Consider the following 18,039-nt stretch of genomic DNA (forward strand, 5'->3'; position numbering starts at 1 on the left):
TGCAACCGGTCATCAACAGCTTCGCTACGTTCATCAAATACAGCTCATAAGCCTTTGTCACAAAAGGTAATGCATGCTCAAATTGCTTCGCAGGTTGTGTGCGCTTGGCTATGCTCAATGCTGGGCTTTGAAGCATGGCATCAGACGTACAAACCCGTACAATGCCGGGCTGTTACAGAATATTCGCTGGGCGTCGTGTTTATAGCGGTATTTATAAAATCGGCAGCACAGTGTTAAAAGTAGTCTCAGTTGTGCCCGTCAATTTTTTTACCTGCCTGGATTGGGCAGTTTTTTATCGTCATTCAATAGATGGACGCGCCTCGGGCGCAGGAAAAGTAGCGTTTTGAAGAAATCCACCGAAGCACCAAAAACAGTCGTTCCGCTCTGGCGTCAGCAATTGCACTACCGGCTCAAGGAAGGTGCATTGATCGCCATTGGCGCCTTGTGCCTGTTCCTGATGATGGCTTTGCTCACCTACGGCAAGGACGATCCGGGCTGGAGCCACAACAGCAAGATCGACGACGTACAGAATTTCGGCGGCCCGGCGGGCTCCTACAGCGCCGATATTCTGTTCATGGTGCTCGGTTACTTTGCTTATATCTTCCCGTTGCTGCTGGCGGTCAAGGCGTATCAGATCTTCCGCCAGCGCCACGAACCGTGGCAGTGGAGCGGCTGGCTGTTTTCCTGGCGCCTGATCGGTCTGGTGTTTCTGGTGCTGTCGGGTGCCGCGCTGGCACATATCCATTTCCACGCCGCCACCGGTCTGCCCGCTGGCGCCGGTGGTGCGCTGGGTGAAAGCCTTGGCGATCTGGCCAAGAATGCGCTCAACATTCAAGGCAGCACGCTGCTGTTCATTGCCCTGTTCCTGTTTGGCCTGACGGTGTTCACCGACCTGTCGTGGTTCAAGGTGATGGACATCACCGGCAAGATCACCCTCGACCTGTTCGAACTGTTCCAGGGCGCGCTCAATCGCTGGTGGTCGGCGCGTACCGAGCGCAAGCAACTGGTCGCGCAACTGCGGGAAGTCGATGATCGCGTCCACGACGTGGTCGCCCCGACCGTCACTGACAAGCGTGAGCAGGCCAAGGTCAAGGAGCGCCTGATCGAACGTGAGCAGGCGCTGAGCAAGCACATGTCCGACCGCGAGAAACAAGTGCCACCGGTCATCGCCCCGGCACCGGCCAAGGCGCCCGAGCCGAGCAAGCGTGTGCAGAAAGAGAAGCAGGCGCCGCTGTTCGTCGACAGTGCGGTGGAAGGCACCTTGCCGCCGATCTCGATTCTCGATCCTGCGGAAAAGAAACAACTCAATTACTCGCCGGAATCCCTGGCAGCGGTCGGCCACTTGCTGGAGATCAAGCTCAAGGAATTCGGCGTCGAAGTTACGGTGGATTCGATCCACCCAGGCCCGGTGATTACCCGTTACGAAATCCAGCCTGCCGCCGGGGTAAAAGTCAGCCGTATCGCCAACCTCGCGAAAGATCTCGCGCGCTCCCTGGCCGTGACCAGTGTGCGGGTGGTCGAGGTGATTCCGGGCAAGACCACGGTCGGTATCGAGATTCCGAACGAAGACCGGCAGATCGTGCGCTTCTCCGAAGTGCTGTCGACGCCTGAGTACGACAACTTCAAATCGCCGGTCACGTTGGCCCTGGGCCACGACATCGGCGGCAAACCGGTGATCACCGACCTGGCGAAGATGCCGCACTTGCTGGTGGCCGGTACGACCGGTTCCGGTAAGTCGGTGGGTGTGAACGCCATGATCCTGTCGATCCTGTTCAAGTCTGGCCCGGAAGACGCCAAACTGATCATGATCGACCCGAAGATGTTGGAACTGTCGATCTACGAAGGCATTCCGCACCTGCTGTGCCCGGTGGTGACCGACATGAAGGATGCCGCCAATGCCCTGCGCTGGAGCGTCGCCGAGATGGAGCGTCGCTACAAGCTGATGGCGAAGATGGGCGTGCGTAACCTGTCCGGCTTCAACGCCAAGGTCAAGGAAGCCCAGGACGCCGGCGAGCCGTTGAGCGATCCGCTGTACAAGCGCGAAAGCATTCACGACGAAGCGCCGCTGTTGCAGAAGCTGCCAACCATCGTTGTGGTCGTCGACGAATTCGCCGACATGATGATGATCGTCGGCAAGAAGGTTGAAGAACTGATCGCCCGTATCGCCCAGAAAGCGCGTGCGGCCGGTATTCACTTGATCCTGGCGACCCAGCGGCCGTCGGTGGACGTGATCACTGGTCTGATCAAGGCCAACATTCCGACCCGTATGGCGTTCCAGGTGTCGAGCAAGATCGACTCGCGAACCATCATCGACCAGGGCGGCGCCGAACAATTGCTCGGCCACGGTGACATGCTCTACATGCCGCCGGGCACCAGCCTGCCGATCCGGGTTCACGGCGCGTTCGTTTCCGACGATGAAGTCCACCGTGTGGTCGAAGCGTGGAAACTGCGCGGCGCACCGGAATACAACGACGACATCCTCAACGGTGTCGAAGAGGCGGGCAGTGGTTTTGAAGGCAGCAGCGGTGGCGGTGACGGTGATGATCCGGAAGCCGATGCGCTGTATGACGAAGCCGTACAGTTCGTGTTGGAAAGCCGTCGTGCCTCGATCTCCGCGGTGCAGCGCAAGCTGAAAATCGGCTACAACCGTGCCGCCCGGATGATCGAAGCCATGGAAATGGCCGGCGTCGTCACATCAATGAACACCAACGGTTCGCGTGAAGTTCTGGCCCCTGGCCCGGTACGCGACTGAGCCCAAAAGCAACAGGCGGGACAATGATGTCCCGCCGCTCTCCCACGAGTATTCAAGAGGACTCCCATGCGTCTTATCCGCATGCTGCTGCCAGTACTGGCTCTGACCACATTCACGGCCCACGCCGATGACAAGGACGTGGCTCGTCTGACCCAATTGCTGGAAACATCCAAGACCCTGAGTGCAAACTTCTCGCAGCTGACCCTCGACGGCAGCGGCACTCAGTTGCAGGAAACCACCGGCGACATGACCCTGCAGCGTCCGGGCCTGTTTTACTGGCACACCAATGCGCCGGCCGAACAGACCATGGTTTCCGATGGCAAAAAGGTCACCCTGTGGGATCCGGATCTGGAACAGGCGACCATCAAGAAGCTCGACGAGCGTCTGACCCAGACCCCGGCGCTGCTGCTGTCCGGTGACGTGTCGAAGATCAGCCAGAGCTTCGACATCAGCGCGAAAGAGGCGGGCGGCGTGATCGACTTCACCCTCAAGCCGAAAACCAAGGACACCCTGTTCGACAACCTGCGCCTGTCGTTCCGCAACGGTCTGCTTAATGACATGCAACTGATCGACAGCGTCGGCCAGCGCACCAACATCCTGTTCACCGGGGTGAAGGCCAACGAAGCCGTGCCGGCGTCGAAGTTCAAGTTCGACATCCCCAAAGGTGCCGACGTGATCCAGGAATAAGCTCCAAAACCCCTTGTGGGAGCGAGCCTGCTCGCGAAAGCGGTATATCAGTCACCTTCAATGTTGAATGACAAATTGCTTTCGCGAGCAAGCCCGCTCCCACAACGGCCATCTGATCGACCGGATTCAAATAGAGGTTTCAACGCTACGTGATGGATCTGTTTCGCAGTGCACCGATTGCCCAGCCACTGGCCGCGCGTTTGCGTGCGACCAATCTGGATGAGTACGTCGGTCAGGAGCACGTGCTCGCTCGCGGCAAGCCTCTGCGTGAGGCGCTGGAGCAGGGTGCCCTGCATTCGATGATCTTCTGGGGCCCGCCGGGCGTTGGCAAGACCACGTTGGCGCGGTTGCTTGCGGAAGTCTCGGATGCACACTTCGAAACGGTCTCGGCGGTCCTCGCCGGGGTCAAAGAGATCCGTCAGGCCGTTGAAATCGCCAAGCAGCAGGCCGGCCAGTACGGCAAGCGCACCATTTTGTTCGTCGATGAAGTGCACCGTTTCAACAAATCCCAGCAGGACGCGTTCCTGCCGTATGTCGAAGACGGCACGCTGATCTTCATCGGCGCCACTACCGAAAACCCTTCGTTCGAACTGAACAACGCGCTGTTGTCGCGGGCGCGCGTCTACGTGCTGAAAAGTCTCGACGAAGCAGCGCTGCGCAAATTGGTGCACCGCGCGCTCACCGAAGAGCGCGGTCTGGGCAAGCGCAACCTGACGCTGAACGACGAAGGCTTCCAGATGCTGCTGTCCGCCGCCGATGGCGATGGCCGGCGCCTGCTCAATCTGTTGGAAAACGCCTCCGATCTGGCCGAAGACGACAGCGAGATCGGCACCGAGCTGCTGCAAAGTCTGCTCGGCGACACGCGCCGGCGTTTCGACAAGGGCGGTGAAGCGTTCTACGACCAGATCTCCGCGCTGCACAAATCGGTACGCGGCTCCAACCCCGATGGCGCGTTGTACTGGTTCGCACGGATGATCGACGGCGGTTGCGATCCGCTGTACCTGGCCCGGCGCGTGGTGCGCATGGCCAGCGAAGACATCGGCAACGCCGACCCGCGCGCGCTGAGCCTGTGCCTGGCGGCGTGGGAAGTGCAGGAGCGCCTCGGCAGCCCGGAAGGCGAGTTGGCCGTGGCGCAGGCCATCACCTATCTGGCCTGCGCGCCGAAAAGCAACGCGGTGTACATGGGCTTCAAGAGCGCTTTGCGCGCCGCCGCGGAAAACGGCTCGCTGGAGGTGCCGCTGCACCTGCGCAACGCGCCGACCAAACTGATGAAACAATTGGGTTACGGCGACGAGTACCGCTACGCCCACGACGAGCCGGACGCCTACGCCGCCGGCGAAGACTATTTCCCGGAAGAGCTCGACCCGATCTCGTTCTACCAGCCAGTACCGCGAGGCCTGGAATTGAAGATCGGCGAGAAGCTCAACCACCTCGCTCAACTTGATCGTTTAAGCCCTCGGCAACGGAGAAAATAGTGCTTCCATTGATCATTGCGGTCTCCGCCGGCGGGGTTGCCGGCACCTTGTTGCGCTTCGCTACCGGCAATTGGGTCAACGCCAATTGGCCGCGGCACTTCTATACCGCGACGCTGGCCGTTAATATCGTGGGCTGTCTGCTGATTGGCGTGTTGTACGGCCTGTTTTTGATACGCCCGGAAGTGCCGATCGAGGTGCGTGCCGGGTTGATGGTCGGCTTCCTCGGGGGGCTGACGACTTTTTCATCCTTTTCACTGGATACGGTGCGCCTGCTGGAAAGCGGGCAAGTGTTGCTGGCCCTCGGCTATGCGGCACTCAGCGTATTCGGCGGGCTGCTCGCGACGTGGGCCGGCCTGTCCTTGACCAAACTTTGATAACGAGAAACCGACATGCTCGATTCTAAACTGTTACGTAGCAACCTTCAGGACGTAGCGGACCGCCTGGCTTCCCGTGGCTTTGCCCTGGATACCGCGCGCATCGAAGCGCTGGAAGAACAGCGCAAGACCGTCCAGACCCGCACCGAAGCACTGCAGGCTGAGCGTAACGCGCGTTCCAAATCCATCGGTCAGGCCAAGCAGCGCGGCGAAGACATCGCGCCGCTGATGGCGGACGTCGAGCGCATGGCGGGCGAGTTGAGCGCCGGTAAAGTCGAGCTGGACGCAATCCAGACTGAACTGGACTCGATCCTGCTCGGTATCCCGAACCTGCCACACGAATCCGTTCCGGTCGGCAAGGACGAAGACGACAACGTTGAAGTGCGCCGCTGGGGCACGCCGACCGCGTTCGACTTCGAAGTGAAAGACCACGTGGCGCTGGGCGAGAAGTTCGGCTGGCTGGACTTTGAAACCGCCGCCAAACTGTCCGGCGCGCGTTTCGCCCTGTTGCGTGGCCCGATCGCCCGTCTGCACCGCGCACTGGCGCAGTTCATGATCAACCTGCACGTCAACGAACACGGCTACGAAGAGGCGTACACGCCTTATCTGGTTCAGGCCCCGGCGCTGCAAGGCACCGGTCAACTGCCCAAGTTCGAAGAAGACCTGTTCAAGATCGCTCGCGAAGGCGAAGCCGATCTGTACCTGATCCCGACCGCCGAAGTGTCGCTGACCAACATCGTCGCTGGCGAAATCGTCGATTCGAAACTGCTGCCGATCAAGTTCGTTGCTCACACGCCGTGCTTTCGCAGTGAAGCCGGCGCGTCGGGTCGTGACACTCGCGGCATGATCCGTCAGCACCAGTTCGACAAGGTTGAAATGGTCCAGATCGTTGAGCCGTCGACCTCGATGGAAGCGCTGGAAGGCCTGACCGCCAACGCCGAAAAAGTTCTGCAACTGCTTGGCCTGCCTTACCGCACCCTGGCGCTGTGTACCGGTGACATGGGCTTCGGCGCGGTCAAGACTTACGACCTCGAAGTGTGGATCCCGAGCCAGGACAAATACCGTGAAATCTCGTCGTGCTCCAACTGCGGCGACTTCCAGGCCCGCCGTATGCAGGCGCGCTTCCGTAACCCGGAAACCGGCAAGCCTGAGCTGGTACACACCTTGAACGGTTCCGGCCTGGCGGTCGGTCGTACCTTGGTTGCGGTGCTGGAAAACTACCAGCAGGCCGACGGTTCGATCCGTGTGCCGGACGTGCTGAAGCCGTACATGGGTGGCCTTGAGGTTATCGGCTAAATGAAATATCTGCCGCTGTTTCACAACCTGCGCGGCAGTCGTGTGTTGGTCGTCGGTGGGGGGGAAATTGCCTTGCGCAAATCCCGCCTGCTGGCCGATGCCGGTGCGCTGCTGCGGGTGGTCGCACCTGAAATCGAAACGCAACTGCGTGAGTTGGTTGTCGCCAGTGATGGCGAGTGCCTGTTGCGCGGTTACGTTGAGGCGGATATGGACGGTTGCGTGCTGATCATCGCCGCCACCGACGACGAAACGCTTAACGCACAAGTTTCCACCGACGCCCATCGGCGTTGTGTGCCGGTCAACGTGGTCGACGCACCTGCCCTGTGCAGCGTGATCTTCCCGGCGATCGTCGATCGCTCGCCACTGATCGTCGCGATCTCCAGCGGCGGCGATGCGCCGGTGCTGGCGCGATTGATTCGCGCCAAGATCGAAACCTGGATTCCCTCGACCTACGGCCAACTGGCCGGTCTCGCCGCGCGTTTCCGTAATCAGGTGAAAAGCCTGTTTCCGGATGTGCAGCAGCGTCGCGGTTTTTGGGAAGACGTGTTTCAAGGGCCGATTGCCGATCGGCAACTGGCCGGGCAGGGCGCCGAAGCTGAGCGCCTGTTGCAGGCGAAGATTGATGGCGAAGCCGACATCACCACGGGTGAGGTGTATCTGGTGGGAGCAGGGCCGGGTGACCCGGATCTGCTGACCTTCCGTGCGCTGCGTCTGATGCAGCAGGCCGATGTGGTGCTGTACGACCGTTTGGTCGCGCCGGCCATTCTTGATCTGTGCCGTCGCGATGCCGAGCGGGTTTACGTCGGCAAGCGTCGCGCTGAGCATGCGGTGCCGCAGGATCAGATCAACCAGCAACTGGTCGATCTGGCCAAGGCCGGCAAGCGTGTGGTGCGCTTGAAGGGCGGTGATCCGTTTATCTTCGGCCGTGGCGGCGAAGAGATCGAAGAGCTGGCTGCCCACGGCATTCCCTTCCAGGTGGTGCCAGGCATCACGGCGGCGAGCGGTTGTGCGGCGTATGCCGGGATTCCGCTGACTCATCGTGATTACGCGCAGTCAGTGCGCTTTGTCACCGGGCACTTGAAGGACGGTTCCACCGATCTGCCATGGGCCGACCTCGTCTCTCCGGCGCAGACGCTGGTGTTCTACATGGGCCTGGTCGGATTGCCGGTGATCTGCGAGCAGTTGATCAAGCATGGTCGTGCGGCGGATACCCCGGCGGCGTTGATTCAGCAGGGCACCACGGTCAACCAGCGGGTCTTCACCGGCACGCTGGCCGATTTGCCGAAGATGGTGGCGGAGCATGAAGTGCATGCGCCGACACTGGTGATCGTTGGCGAAGTGGTGCAACTGCGCGAGAAGCTGGCGTGGTTCGAAGGGGCTCAGGCGCAGGTCTGAGAACCGAGTTGCCCCATTCGCGAGCAGGCTCGCTCCCACATTGGATCTGTGTCATTCACAAATCCCCTGTGGGAGCGAGCCTGCTCGCGAAGAGGCCTTCAAAAACGCTGAGTAACTCAGCCCCGGCGCCAAATCCCTTTCCCAGCCAACCGCGTCCGATCATGCGCCACAGTGAAATCCTGCTCCGGCCCCTTCGGCACAACCCCCGTCGGATTGATGGTCTTGTGGCTGCCATAGTAGTGATTTTTGATGTGCTGGAAATCCACCGTCTCGGCAATCCCCGGCCACTGATACAACTCACGCAACCAGTTCGACAGATTCGGGTAATCGGCAATCCGCCGCAGGTTGCACTTGAAGTGCCCGTGATACACGGCGTCGAAGCGAATCATCGTGGTGAACAGGCGAATATCCGCTTCAGTCAGGTATTCACCACTCAGATAACGGTTGGCACCCAGCCCCCGCTCCAAGTGATCGAGTTCGGCAAACACCTCGTCGAACGCTTCTTCATAAGCCTGTTGCGACGTCGCGAACCCGGCGCGATACACGCCATTGTTCACCGCCGGGTAAATCCGTTCATTCAGAGCATCGATCTCGCCACGCAGCGCAGCCGGGTAGAAGTCCAGATCATTGCCAGTCAGATCATCGAACGCGCTGTTGAACATGCGGATGATCTCCGCCGATTCGTTGCTGACAATGCGCTTTAGCTTTTTGTCCCACAGCACCGGTACGGTGACGCGACCGGTGTAGTCGGGCGTGTCGGCGGTGTAGCGCTGGTGCATGAAATCGAAGTGGTCGAGCTTGTCGCCGGTGGAGCCGAGCGTCGTGTCGAAGGTCCAGCCGTTTTCCAGCATCAACCAACTGACCACCGAAACGTCGATCAGACGTTCCAGACCTTTGAGTTTGCGCAGGATCAGCGTGCGATGCGCCCATGGACAGGCGAGCGAAACGTAGAGGTGATAGCGCCCGGCTTCGGCGGCAAAACCGCCTTCACCGCTCGGGCCAGGCTGGCCGTCGGCGGTGACCCAGTTGCGTCGTTGCGCCTGTTCGCGCTGGAACGCGCCGTCCTTGCTGCTCTCGTACCACTTGTCCTGCCAGTGGCCATCGACTAATAAACCCATGTTCAAGACTCCTGAAACCAATAAGCGTTGGAGTCGAGTCTATTCGCATGAGTTCGAACAAAAAGCGCAAAGATCGGGCGTGAATGATCGGTTAAATCGATTTGTCTCGTGCGGCCCAATACTGCTCGGCGGTGTCGAACGCTTGGTCGCGGCTTTGGCCAAGGCCTCGCAGCGCCAACGCCATCGTCGAGATCAAGGCCATTTGCGGGTAGCTGTCGACCACTTCGCCGCGCCACACCGCTTTCAAATGCTCAACATCCAGCGAGGCCGGTTTGACGTGGCGCTGGGCTGACAATTGCGGCCATTCCTCGTCCCAGCTCTCGCCGCCGCTGGTGCCATAGAGATGGCTGTCGGCATCCGGGTTGATCTCGATTTCGCCGCCATCGCCCTTGACCACAATCGCCGTGTCGCCGAGCAAACCGCTGGCATCGCGATGCACGGCCTGATAGCCAGGGTGGAAAATGCTTTGCAGACCGCAACGCGCGCGCAGCGGATTGAGAATTCGCGCCAGCGAGTGGATCGGCGAACGCAAGCCCATGGTGTTACGCAGGTCGATCATCTTTTGCAACTGCGGCGCCCAATCCATCAGCGGCATGAACGCCAGACCGCCGTTATTCAGCGCTGTGCCGACCTGCTGCCAGTTACGGCACAACGGGATGCTCAGCTCGCCCAGCAGTTGCTCGGTGTACAACCGCCCGGCGGTGTGTGCGCCGCCGCCATGCATGAAGATGCGTACGCCGTTCTGCGCCAGGCACTTGGCTGCCAGCAGATACCAAGGCAAATGGCGTTTCTTGCCGGCGTAGGTCGGCCAGTCCAGGTCGACGTTCAGCGCTGGCGCCTGCAACCGCTCGCGCAGGGCCTCGGTGAAACCGGCCATTTCTTCGGCGCTTTCTTCTTTATGCCGCAGCAACATCAGAAACGCGCCGAGCTGGGTGTCTTCGACCTTGTCGTCGAGCACCATGCCCATGGCTTCGCGAGCTTCTTCGCGGGTCAGATCGCGCGCTCCGCGCTTGCCCTTGCCAAGAATCCGTACGAACTGAGCGAACGGGTGCTCGGCAGGTGTTTCGAGGGTCAGCGCTGGATATTCAGTCATAAGCAATTCGTCGGTTTGGGCAGGCCCGCCAGTTTTGCGGCGAGTTTGGCAGGGGTGCCTTTGAACAGTCGGTTCAGGTGCAGGCTATTGCCTTTTTCGGGGCCAAGTTTCAGCGCGGTGTACTTGATCAGCGGCCGGGTCGCCGGCGACAGCTGGAATTCTGCATAGAAGCTGCGCAGCAGTTCGAGGACTTCCCAGTGTTCCGGGGTCAGCTCGATGCCTTCAGCGACGGCGAGGGCGCTGGCGACCTCGCGTGACCAGTCGCTGAGGTCGACCAGAAAGCCATCCTTATCCAGTTCGATGGCGCGGGCGCCGACGGTCATGGAGTTCATAGCCAGCTGTTGACCTTGTCGTGGTGGATCGACAGTTCGACAAAGGCCGGATAGTCGATGGCTTGGGCCCAGTCTGGAGTCTCTACGGCGCGGGCTTGTGCATCTTCCGCCAACACGAACAGTTTTACCTGTCCGGTTTGCAGCGCGGCGAACGGCGCGGTGCCCGGTTGCAAGGCATATACCGCGTCGCCACAGAGCAGCAAGGCGTCGGCACTGCCGATCACGCGCAGGCAACTGGTCAGGCGATCGTCGCCGAACGGGGAATGAGACAACACATGCAAAGTCGACATCAGAGGGTGATCACCTGGTCGTAACGGTCAATAAGGGCGGTGATTTGCTCGGCGGCGAGCGGTTGCGCTTCGTCCAGCGACAGCGTGTTCAGGCCACGGCTGGAGGCGCTGTCGGCACAGTAGAACAGCTCTTCAACACCGAACATCGGCAGCGCTTGCAGGTTGGCACTCAGGTCTTTCTGTTGCAGGGCCTTGGCATTTTGCCCGGCGGCCAGTTGCAGCACGCCGTCATCGAGAAACAGCAGACCGATCGGCAGATCGAAGGCACCGCCGGCCAGTACGATGTCCAGCGCTTCGCGGGCGCCGGGGCCGGACCATGGCGATTGGCGGCTGATGATCAACAGGGATCTGGCCATTTCACGCGCCTCCGAAACAGATCAGGCGGTCGGCGTCTTGCACCGCGTCATGCAACTGGCCGAGGCCGGACAATTCCCACGGTGCGCTGACGGACACGGCGTCACGCTGATAGCGCTTGGCTTCTTCGTCATTCAACACACCACGGCGCAGGGCAGCAGCGATGCACACCACGGCGTCGAGGTTCTGCTCGCTGATGAAAGCGCGCCATTGCTTGGGCAAGTCCAGTTCGTCTTGCGGCGTAACTACCGCATCGGAGGCGTTGTAGACGCCGTCCTGATAGAAAAACAGCCGGACAATCTCATGCCCACCGGCCAGTGCAGCCTGCGCAAACAGCAGGGCACGGCGCGAGGAGGGCGCATGAGCGGCGGAACACAGCGCGATGGCAAACTTCATGACGGACTCGGTCAGCAAAACTGCGGCCATGATAAAGCTTTATCGAGGCAGCCGCGAAACCCAAGTTGCGTACGTACATAACCCTGTAGGAGCTGTCGAGTGAAACGAGGCTGCGATCTTTTGATTTTGCTTTTTAAAAACAAGATCAAAAGATCGTCCGATCGCGGCCCGAGCGTGCCGCAGCTCCTGCAGGGGTATCGTGTTTTCAGCGAGGCATGTAGCCGAGTTGCCAGCGCCGGGGGATTTTCAGAGAGAGCAGCCCGATTATCGCCGCCAGCACACCACTGACGAACATCGCCTTGAGCCCCAAATGGTGTTCCAGCACCGCGCCAAGAATCGCGCCGATGAACATCCCGCTCCACGGCACCAGTTGCACGCGCCAGCCGCTGCGCCGCTCGCCCAGCATCCACCGGCCCAGTCCACGACCAAACCGCGACAACGCCCCGGTGACATAGGTCAGCCCGACCGGCAGACCATTCACCTCTTCGACCGACGCATTGAGCATGCCCATGGCGATGATCGCCGCCAGCAGTGCCGGCAGTTGCGAGTCAAACGGCCAGGCTGCCGCGGCGCAGAGCAGGGTGGCGATGCACAGCAGCAGCGGCAGCGCCCGTCGTCCGCCGAGGCGCGCGACAAGCACGCCCAGGGCATTGCCGACAATAAAAGTCGCGACAAGAATCACCAGACGCACGGTCAGCCCGAGATCGCCATCACTGATCGCTACTGCCAGCCGCGTGGTGTTGCCACTCATGAACGAGACGAAGTCGCCGCTGGCCATGAAACCGACGGCGTCGGTCATTCCGGCCAGCACCGACAGGCTGGCCACCAGCGCCAGCCCCACGCGGCCACGCCATTTCTGCGTGTGCAGATGGCCGGGACTGGCGCGGTGAGTCGAGGCGGAAGGCAGCATCGTCAATTGTTTCCTTGAGCGGCGGTTACGGTTTTATTCCATACAGGTCGCAATACTCCAGCCACTCCATGCCGGCCATTTCCGCTACTTCGCGGTGCACCTCAAGACGCTGGGCCTGATATTCCTCAGGCGAATCGGCCGTCAGTTTCAAAGTCAGTTCCCAAGCAAACAACCCGAGGCTTTCTGCCTCCTCCTCAAAGGCTTCGTGCAGGCGTTCTTCGCGATACTGCGCCTGGGTTTCACCCTTGGCTTGGGCCAACAGCGGATTGAGATGATCAAGCGTTTCGCGCAATTCGGGGCGTTGATCGAGAAACAGTTTCAGAGCGTGTTCATGTCGCTGATCGGTAGGCGCCATGGGTTTTCCTTGTGAGGCTGATGACCTTAGGTTGCCGCAGCGGCCTGCGCGTGTCGCGCTATAAATGCAGTAAAGCAGAACGATTACTGCTGCTGCGGTGATACAGTCCGCTTTTTTCTGAATGAGCCAATGCAATGCGAATTCTGATGGTGGCGCTGGCCGCGACGGTGCTGGCCGGTTGCGCGGGTTCGGTGATGGACGATGCTCGCACTAAAACTCCCTACAAAACCCTGACCTCGGACAAGCCTGAGAAAGTCGTCGCCCAGTGCGTGCAATTCGCGTGGCAGGACGAAGCGGTGTTCGGCGTGGATGCCGGGGCTTATCTGCAACCGGGCAAGACGGGCGGTTCGACGGTGTATACGCGTTCGGCGGAGTCGTTTGTCGATGTCAGCACGCAGGCGTCGGGCACGGCGTTGAGTTATTACGCGCAGAAGGACGATTTCGTGGCCAAGCGTCGTTTGGCGGCGTTGGCGACTTGCCTTTGATGATGTGTTGAGGCGGCTTGCGTCTTCGCGAGCAGGCTCGCTCCCACAGCAATGCATTTCAAGGTGGGAGCGAGCTTGCTCGCGAAGGGGCCGTCAAATTCAATCCCTCAAGCGCTTCTGGAAAAAATGCCGCTTGTGCCCCGGCGGATAATCGACGATCTCGCCAAACTGGCTGAACCCCAGCTTCTGGTAAAACCCAGGCGCCTGAAAGTCGAAGGTGTCCAGCCACATGCCCAGGCAATTCTTCTCTCTGGCCAACGCTTCGGCCATGGCCATCAGTTCCGAGCCAATGCCCCGTCCCCGGCTCTGTTCGGGCACTGACAGCAACTCAATGAACATCCACTGAAAAATCACACGACCATACAAGCCGCCAAGGATTGCGTCGTGGTCATCGCGCACCATGAGGGCGAACGGTTCTGACTTTGAGCCGCCCGTTTTGGCATCGTTATACGCAATCAGGGGCAAGAGTATGGCTTGGCGTTGTTCGTCGGTGGGGTTGTGCGACAACTCGATACGCAAGTTCATGCATGACTTCCTTGTGGTGAGAACCCGCAGCCTATCCTGTGCAGGGGGCGTCCTCCAAGCCCCTCTGTAACTCGGTGGAACCGCCGCGCTCGCGCTGCGGTCTAGCTTTTTACAGCGTCATTCCAGAACGCGGTTGATGAGGACACCCCATGAACATTTTCGAAGCTCTTCGCGAAAGCCATGACCGCCAGCGCACCTACGCCAAAGCCCTGATCGAGACCAGCGGCGATACGCCGGAGCGCGTCGAGGCCTACAAACAGCTCAAAGCCGAACTGCAAGCCCACGAAACCGCCGAAGAACGCCACTTCTACATTCCGTTGATGGAATTCGATAACGGCGTCGATCTCAGCCGTCACGCCATTTCCGAACACCACGAGATGGACGAGATGATGGAGGAGCTGGATGAGACCGAGATGTCGAGCCCGGCGTGGCTGGCCACTGCGAAAAAGCTCTCGGACAAGGTCCATCACCACCTCAAGGAAGAAGAGCAGAAGTTCTTCCAGATGGCCGGCAAGTTGCTCAACGAAAAACAGAAAGAGCAGCTAGCCGGAGCGTACGAAAAGGAGTTCCAGGCTCAATTGCCGTGAGTCGCCGATGCGCGACTTAGTGACGTCGACCTGTACGCCTTTGGCTATGCGTTGAGTAGGAATCGCCACAATGTACTGTGTTTATATCCAGTATTTTCGGTGTTTGACCCATTGTGTCCATCCTGGCTGCGACAAAACCGCCGATGGACAAAAAATCCCCCTCCGTTAGCGTGAAGACCTCTCCTCGGAAAGGAGAGTTCTTAAATCAACGGAGTGAAAACCATGAATCAACCACAACCACAAACCCAACTGCGACACGGTCGCGTCGTCTCCCCGGCGAGCCGCGGTGCGGTCGCCATCGAGCAAGGATTGCTCGGTGCCTGGCAGGTCAATGAAATGGAAGGCGGCAAGAACTTCCCGGCACTGGCGGCCGGGCCGTTTCCGGCGCCCTACGAAACCGACTCTGCCAGTGTCGCGCCGCCGGCTGACGGCTACATCCTCAGCGGCGGCAAGACCGATCCGCGTGATTGCGTGAACTTCACTGATGAAGAGCTGAGCAAGAAGCTCGGGCGTCCGTTCTCTTGGCCGCTGCTCAATGTCACCGCGGGCCAGACCCTCGAGGTCAAATGGGAATACACCGCGCCGCACACCACCCGTGGCTATCGCTGGCTGATTACCAAGGATGGCTGGGACCCGAAACAGCGCATCAGCCGTGCGCAACTGGAAGCGCAACCGTTCTTCGAGGACTTCTACACTCAGGTGCCTTATTACAGCCATTCGGCGGAGCTGAAGGCCAAGGTCAACCATTCGGTGAAACTTCCGGCGAACAAGAAGGGGCATCACGTCATCGTGCTGATGTGGATCGTCGCCAACACCGGCAATGCCTTCTATCAGGCCTTCGACGTCGACTTCAAATAACGGAGCAACGCGCCAAACCCACAGGTTCTGAAGGATTAGAACATGTCAAAAATCGACTTCTCTTTAATGCAAAACCCGGCAACTGATGCGGCGTCGCTGATGCCAAGCATTGCCGGTAAAAAGATCCTCATGGGCTTCTGGCACAACTGGCCGGCAGGACAGAGTGATGGCTATCGGCAGGGCCGGTTTGCCAGCATCGCGCTGGAGGATGTGCCCAAGGAATACAACGTGGTCGCCGTGGCCTTCATGAAGGGCAGCGGAGTTCCGACCTTCAAGCCGTTCAACGTTTCGGATGCCGAGTTCCGCCGTCAGGTCGGCGTGCTCAACAGTCAGGGGCGGGCGGTGCTGATCTCCCTTGGCGGAGCCGATGCGCACATCGAACTGCGCAGCGGGCAGGAACAGCCGCTGGCCAACGAAATCATCCGTCTGGTGGAGACCTACGGCTTTGATGGGCTGGACATCGATCTTGAACAGAGCGCGATTGATTTCGCTGCCAACAAGACCGTTCTGCCAGCCGCGCTGAAACTGGTCAAGGATCACTACGCCGGCGAAGGCAAGCACTTCATCATCAGCATGGCCCCGGAGTTTCCGTACCTCACCAGCAACGGCAAGTACGTCGATTACCTGCAAGCGCTGGAAGGCTACTACGACTTCATCGCCCCGCAGTTCTATAACCAGGGTGGCGACGGGGTCTGGGTGCCGGAGGCCAACAACGGCGCCGGCGCGTGGATCGCGCAGAACAACGATGCGCTGAAAGAGGATTTCCTCTACTACCTGACGGAAAGTCTGGTGACGGGCACGCGGGGTTTCACCCGGATTGCCGCCGAAAAGTTCGTCATCGGTCTGCCGGCCAACGTCGATGCAGCCGCCACCGGTTATGTGATCGACAAGACTGTGGTGGGCAATGCGCTCAAACGGTTAGCGATCAAGGGTCATCCGATCAAGGGCCTGATGACGTGGTCGGTCAACTGGGACAACGGCGTCAGCAAGGACGGTGTGCCGTACAACTGGGAGTTCAGTCGGCGTTATGGGCCGCTGATTCATGGCGCCCGAACAGCGGCGCAGGAAACGGATGACGCGTTGTCGCGCGTCGCTCGTTAGTCGCACATAAAGAAGCCCGGTAGCGCTGCCGGGCTTTTTTGCGTGGGCCAGGCAAGCAAGGCTCGGATGTGAGTCATAGCGGGGCGGGTTGTTTATCCGATTGGGCGTGCTCGGTACATTGAGTGAATGACTTGATGAGATCCAGCAAGCTGGCAGCTGCCTGGTTGATCTGTGAATCTGTAAGCGCCGCGTAGCCAATCAGAACGCCGGGTTTGACCGCGTGACTGCTGGTGAATGCGCAGACCGGTTGCAGGCAAAGGTTGAAAAGGGCAGCCCGTGTGCAGAATTCTCTTTCATCAATATCTGCCGGTAACCGGAGCACAAAATGTAATCCGGATTGCTCGCCAGAAATGTGCAGATCAGGGTTTTCTCGCAGCTTTGAGATCAGCAAATCTCGTCGATGTTGATACGTCTGTCGCGAGATGCGCAAATGTCGTACATATTTTCCGGTGCAGAGAAACTGGTTGAGTGCGAGCTGACCCAGTATGCCTGGCGTTTGGCCGGTGTCTTCGATGAGGTTGATGACTTTCTTCTGCAAATGTTTGGGAATAACCATGAAGCCCAGACGAAAGTTGCTGAACAGGGTTTTATTGAAGCTGCCGCAGAAAATCACCCGGTCGTGTGTATCTATTGATTTGATGGCGGGCAAGGGCGCACTGCCATAGTTGTACTCGCTGTCGTAGTCGTCCTCGATGATGATCGCATTCGCGGCGGTCGCCCAGGCCAGCAGGGCCTTGCGGCGCTCCATGCTCATGCAGACGCCCAAAGGCGCCTGATGAGAGGGCGTGACATAAATGGCCTGAACTTGACTGGCTGGTGACAGCGCTTCAACGATCAGACCTGCATCGTCCACTGGAATATCGATGATTGTGTTGCTGGAGCAATTGAATATCCGCCTTGCCCAGTAATAGCCGGGATCCTCCATGGCGACGACTGCCTCTTTTCCCAATACCCGGCTGATAAGGTCGAGGCAGTGTCTGATGCCATGGGTAATCACGATGTCTTGAGGTGAGCAGTCAATCCCCCGGTAGATCTGGATATGGTCGCAAATGGACTTGCGCAAGTTCTCGTCACCCCCAAGTGATGAGGCCGATACTGCGGTGGCGAGGTCTTTGGCGGATGGTGTGCATAACGACTTTAGATCTTTTTCTTCTAGCAATCCCGGATCGGCCAGTCTGGCAATAAACGGAACATACGGCTGTAAATAAGTGATGGACGCCGGTGAATCAGATGACCGGTGAGTATCAAGTTCGACTTGCAGTTCCTTCGTTCTGGCTGCCGCGATCATGTCGTCCGGCAATGTCGCACAGACAACCGAGCCGGCACCCTGCTTGCGAATGATGAAACCTTCTTCGCGTAATTGATCGAAAACTGTTTCCAGGGTCCCTCGTGAAACTCCCCATCTTTGCGCAAGCGTGCGCGTGGAGGGCAGCGCTTCGCCGGATTGGAGTCGACCGGAACTGATCAGGTGTTCAAGGAAACGGCACAAAAGCTGATGTTTGGTGGACAGCGAATGTTCAGTCAATTCGAACGGCAAGACTAGGTCGAGGCCAACTGGCCGCTTACCTCTGGTCATAGTGGTACACACCAAAATCCATTTAATGGATCTTCATCTTATCGCGGCATACAAATACGCTCAACGCCGCTCAAGCTAAC

The 18,039-nt window shown here is 59.3% G+C and carries 19 protein-coding genes and 1 pseudogene; 10 read left to right on the forward strand and 10 right to left on the reverse strand.

Going from position 1 to position 18,039, the window contains the following annotated elements:
- Positions 1-343: 343 nt before the first annotated feature.
- The 6 genes from CKW18_RS16045 to cysG all read left to right on the forward strand — a co-directional run bounded on the left by CKW18_RS16045 (position 344) and on the right by cysG (position 7,979).
- Positions 344-2,752: a DNA translocase FtsK gene (locus CKW18_RS16045; RefSeq protein ID WP_095189684.1), complete on the forward strand. Its 2,409-nt coding sequence runs from the start codon at positions 344-346 to the stop codon at positions 2,750-2,752.
- Positions 2,753-2,818: 66 nt separating this feature from the next.
- Entirely contained in the window at positions 2,819-3,439 is a 621-nt protein-coding gene (lolA, locus tag CKW18_RS16050) for an outer membrane lipoprotein chaperone LolA (protein ID WP_095189685.1), read from the forward strand.
- A 152-nt stretch (positions 3,440-3,591) separates the two neighbouring features.
- A complete protein-coding gene (locus CKW18_RS16055) occupies positions 3,592-4,914 on the forward strand; it encodes a replication-associated recombination protein A (protein WP_095189686.1) in 1,323 nt (440 codons plus the stop codon).
- Complete coding sequence (crcB, locus tag CKW18_RS16060) at positions 4,914-5,288, forward strand: fluoride efflux transporter CrcB (protein WP_095189687.1); 375 nt, start codon at positions 4,914-4,916, stop codon at positions 5,286-5,288. The genes CKW18_RS16055 and crcB overlap by 1 nt, the downstream gene beginning before the upstream one ends.
- A gap of 15 nt (positions 5,289-5,303) precedes the next feature.
- On the forward strand, positions 5,304-6,584 hold the full coding sequence (gene serS / locus CKW18_RS16065; protein ID WP_095189688.1) for a serine--tRNA ligase: 1,281 nt from the start codon (positions 5,304-5,306) through the stop codon (positions 6,582-6,584).
- Positions 6,585-7,979 carry a siroheme synthase CysG gene (gene cysG, locus CKW18_RS16070; RefSeq protein WP_095189689.1) on the forward strand — a complete coding sequence of 465 codons (1,395 nt, stop codon included), beginning with the start codon at positions 6,585-6,587 and terminating at the stop codon, positions 7,977-7,979.
- Positions 7,980-8,095: 116 nt separating this feature from the next.
- Here the strand turns inward: cysG and CKW18_RS16080 are convergent, their stop codons facing one another.
- From CKW18_RS16080 to CKW18_RS16115, 8 genes are all read right to left on the reverse strand, one after another.
- Positions 8,096-9,097 (reverse strand): glutathione S-transferase family protein, encoded by a 1,002-nt coding sequence (locus tag CKW18_RS16080; protein ID WP_095189691.1) that lies wholly within the window; start codon positions 9,095-9,097, stop codon positions 8,096-8,098.
- A 91-nt stretch (positions 9,098-9,188) separates the two neighbouring features.
- The gene (locus CKW18_RS16085; RefSeq protein WP_095189692.1) at positions 9,189-10,190 is read right to left on the reverse strand and encodes a glycosyl transferase family protein; all 1,002 of its coding nucleotides are present in this window, start codon (positions 10,188-10,190) and stop codon (positions 9,189-9,191) included.
- Complete coding sequence (locus tag CKW18_RS16090) at positions 10,187-10,522, reverse strand: TusE/DsrC/DsvC family sulfur relay protein (protein ID WP_095189693.1); 336 nt, start codon at positions 10,520-10,522, stop codon at positions 10,187-10,189. The genes CKW18_RS16085 and CKW18_RS16090 overlap by 4 nt, the downstream gene beginning before the upstream one ends.
- On the reverse strand, positions 10,519-10,812 hold the full coding sequence (gene tusB / locus CKW18_RS16095) for a sulfurtransferase complex subunit TusB (protein ID WP_095189694.1): 294 nt from the start codon (positions 10,810-10,812) through the stop codon (positions 10,519-10,521). Before tusB ends, CKW18_RS16090 begins: the two co-directional genes overlap by 4 nt.
- Positions 10,812-11,168 carry a sulfurtransferase complex subunit TusC gene (gene tusC, locus CKW18_RS16100; protein ID WP_095189695.1) on the reverse strand — a complete coding sequence of 119 codons (357 nt, stop codon included), beginning with the start codon at positions 11,166-11,168 and terminating at the stop codon, positions 10,812-10,814. The genes tusB and tusC overlap by 1 nt, the downstream gene beginning before the upstream one ends.
- Position 11,169: 1 nt before the next feature.
- A complete protein-coding gene (gene tusD, locus CKW18_RS16105; RefSeq protein ID WP_095189728.1) occupies positions 11,170-11,562 on the reverse strand; it encodes a sulfurtransferase complex subunit TusD in 393 nt (130 codons plus the stop codon).
- 205 nt (positions 11,563-11,767) lie between these two features.
- Positions 11,768-12,472 (reverse strand): YoaK family protein, encoded by a 705-nt coding sequence (locus CKW18_RS16110; protein ID WP_095189696.1) that lies wholly within the window; start codon positions 12,470-12,472, stop codon positions 11,768-11,770.
- 25 nt (positions 12,473-12,497) lie between these two features.
- Positions 12,498-12,827 carry a DUF6388 family protein gene (locus CKW18_RS16115; protein ID WP_095189729.1) on the reverse strand — a complete coding sequence of 110 codons (330 nt, stop codon included), beginning with the start codon at positions 12,825-12,827 and terminating at the stop codon, positions 12,498-12,500.
- A gap of 134 nt (positions 12,828-12,961) precedes the next feature.
- Between CKW18_RS16115 and CKW18_RS16120 the strand changes: the two genes are divergently transcribed.
- Positions 12,962-13,312: a hypothetical protein gene (locus tag CKW18_RS16120; RefSeq protein WP_095189697.1), complete on the forward strand. Its 351-nt coding sequence runs from the start codon at positions 12,962-12,964 to the stop codon at positions 13,310-13,312.
- A gap of 99 nt (positions 13,313-13,411) precedes the next feature.
- Here the strand turns inward: CKW18_RS16120 and CKW18_RS16125 are convergent, their stop codons facing one another.
- A complete protein-coding gene (locus CKW18_RS16125; RefSeq protein ID WP_095189698.1) occupies positions 13,412-13,837 on the reverse strand; it encodes an N-acetyltransferase in 426 nt (141 codons plus the stop codon).
- Positions 13,838-13,986: 149 nt separating this feature from the next.
- On the opposite strand from CKW18_RS16125, the gene CKW18_RS16130 reads away from it, so the two are divergent.
- The 3 genes and pseudogenes from CKW18_RS16130 to CKW18_RS16140 all read left to right on the forward strand — a co-directional run.
- Positions 13,987-14,424: a hemerythrin domain-containing protein gene (locus tag CKW18_RS16130; RefSeq protein WP_095189699.1), complete on the forward strand. Its 438-nt coding sequence runs from the start codon at positions 13,987-13,989 to the stop codon at positions 14,422-14,424.
- 222 nt (positions 14,425-14,646) lie between these two features.
- Positions 14,647-15,282 carry a lytic polysaccharide monooxygenase auxiliary activity family 9 protein gene (locus CKW18_RS16135; RefSeq protein ID WP_095189700.1) on the forward strand — a complete coding sequence of 212 codons (636 nt, stop codon included), beginning with the start codon at positions 14,647-14,649 and terminating at the stop codon, positions 15,280-15,282.
- Positions 15,283-15,324: 42 nt separating this feature from the next.
- A pseudogene (locus tag CKW18_RS16140) lies at positions 15,325-16,326 on the forward strand (chitinase); the annotation flags it as partial.
- Between the two features lie 130 nt (positions 16,327-16,456).
- On the opposite strand, the gene CKW18_RS16145 reads toward CKW18_RS16140, so the two are convergent.
- Complete coding sequence (locus tag CKW18_RS16145; RefSeq protein WP_170947267.1) at positions 16,457-17,920, reverse strand: PLP-dependent aminotransferase family protein; 1,464 nt, start codon at positions 17,918-17,920, stop codon at positions 16,457-16,459.
- Positions 17,921-18,039 lie beyond the last annotated feature (119 nt).

Origin of the sequence: Pseudomonas sp. Irchel 3E19 (genome assembly GCF_900187585.1) — a bacterium.
In the GTDB taxonomy this organism is placed as follows: Bacteria; Pseudomonadota; Gammaproteobacteria; order Pseudomonadales; family Pseudomonadaceae; genus Aquipseudomonas; species Aquipseudomonas baetica.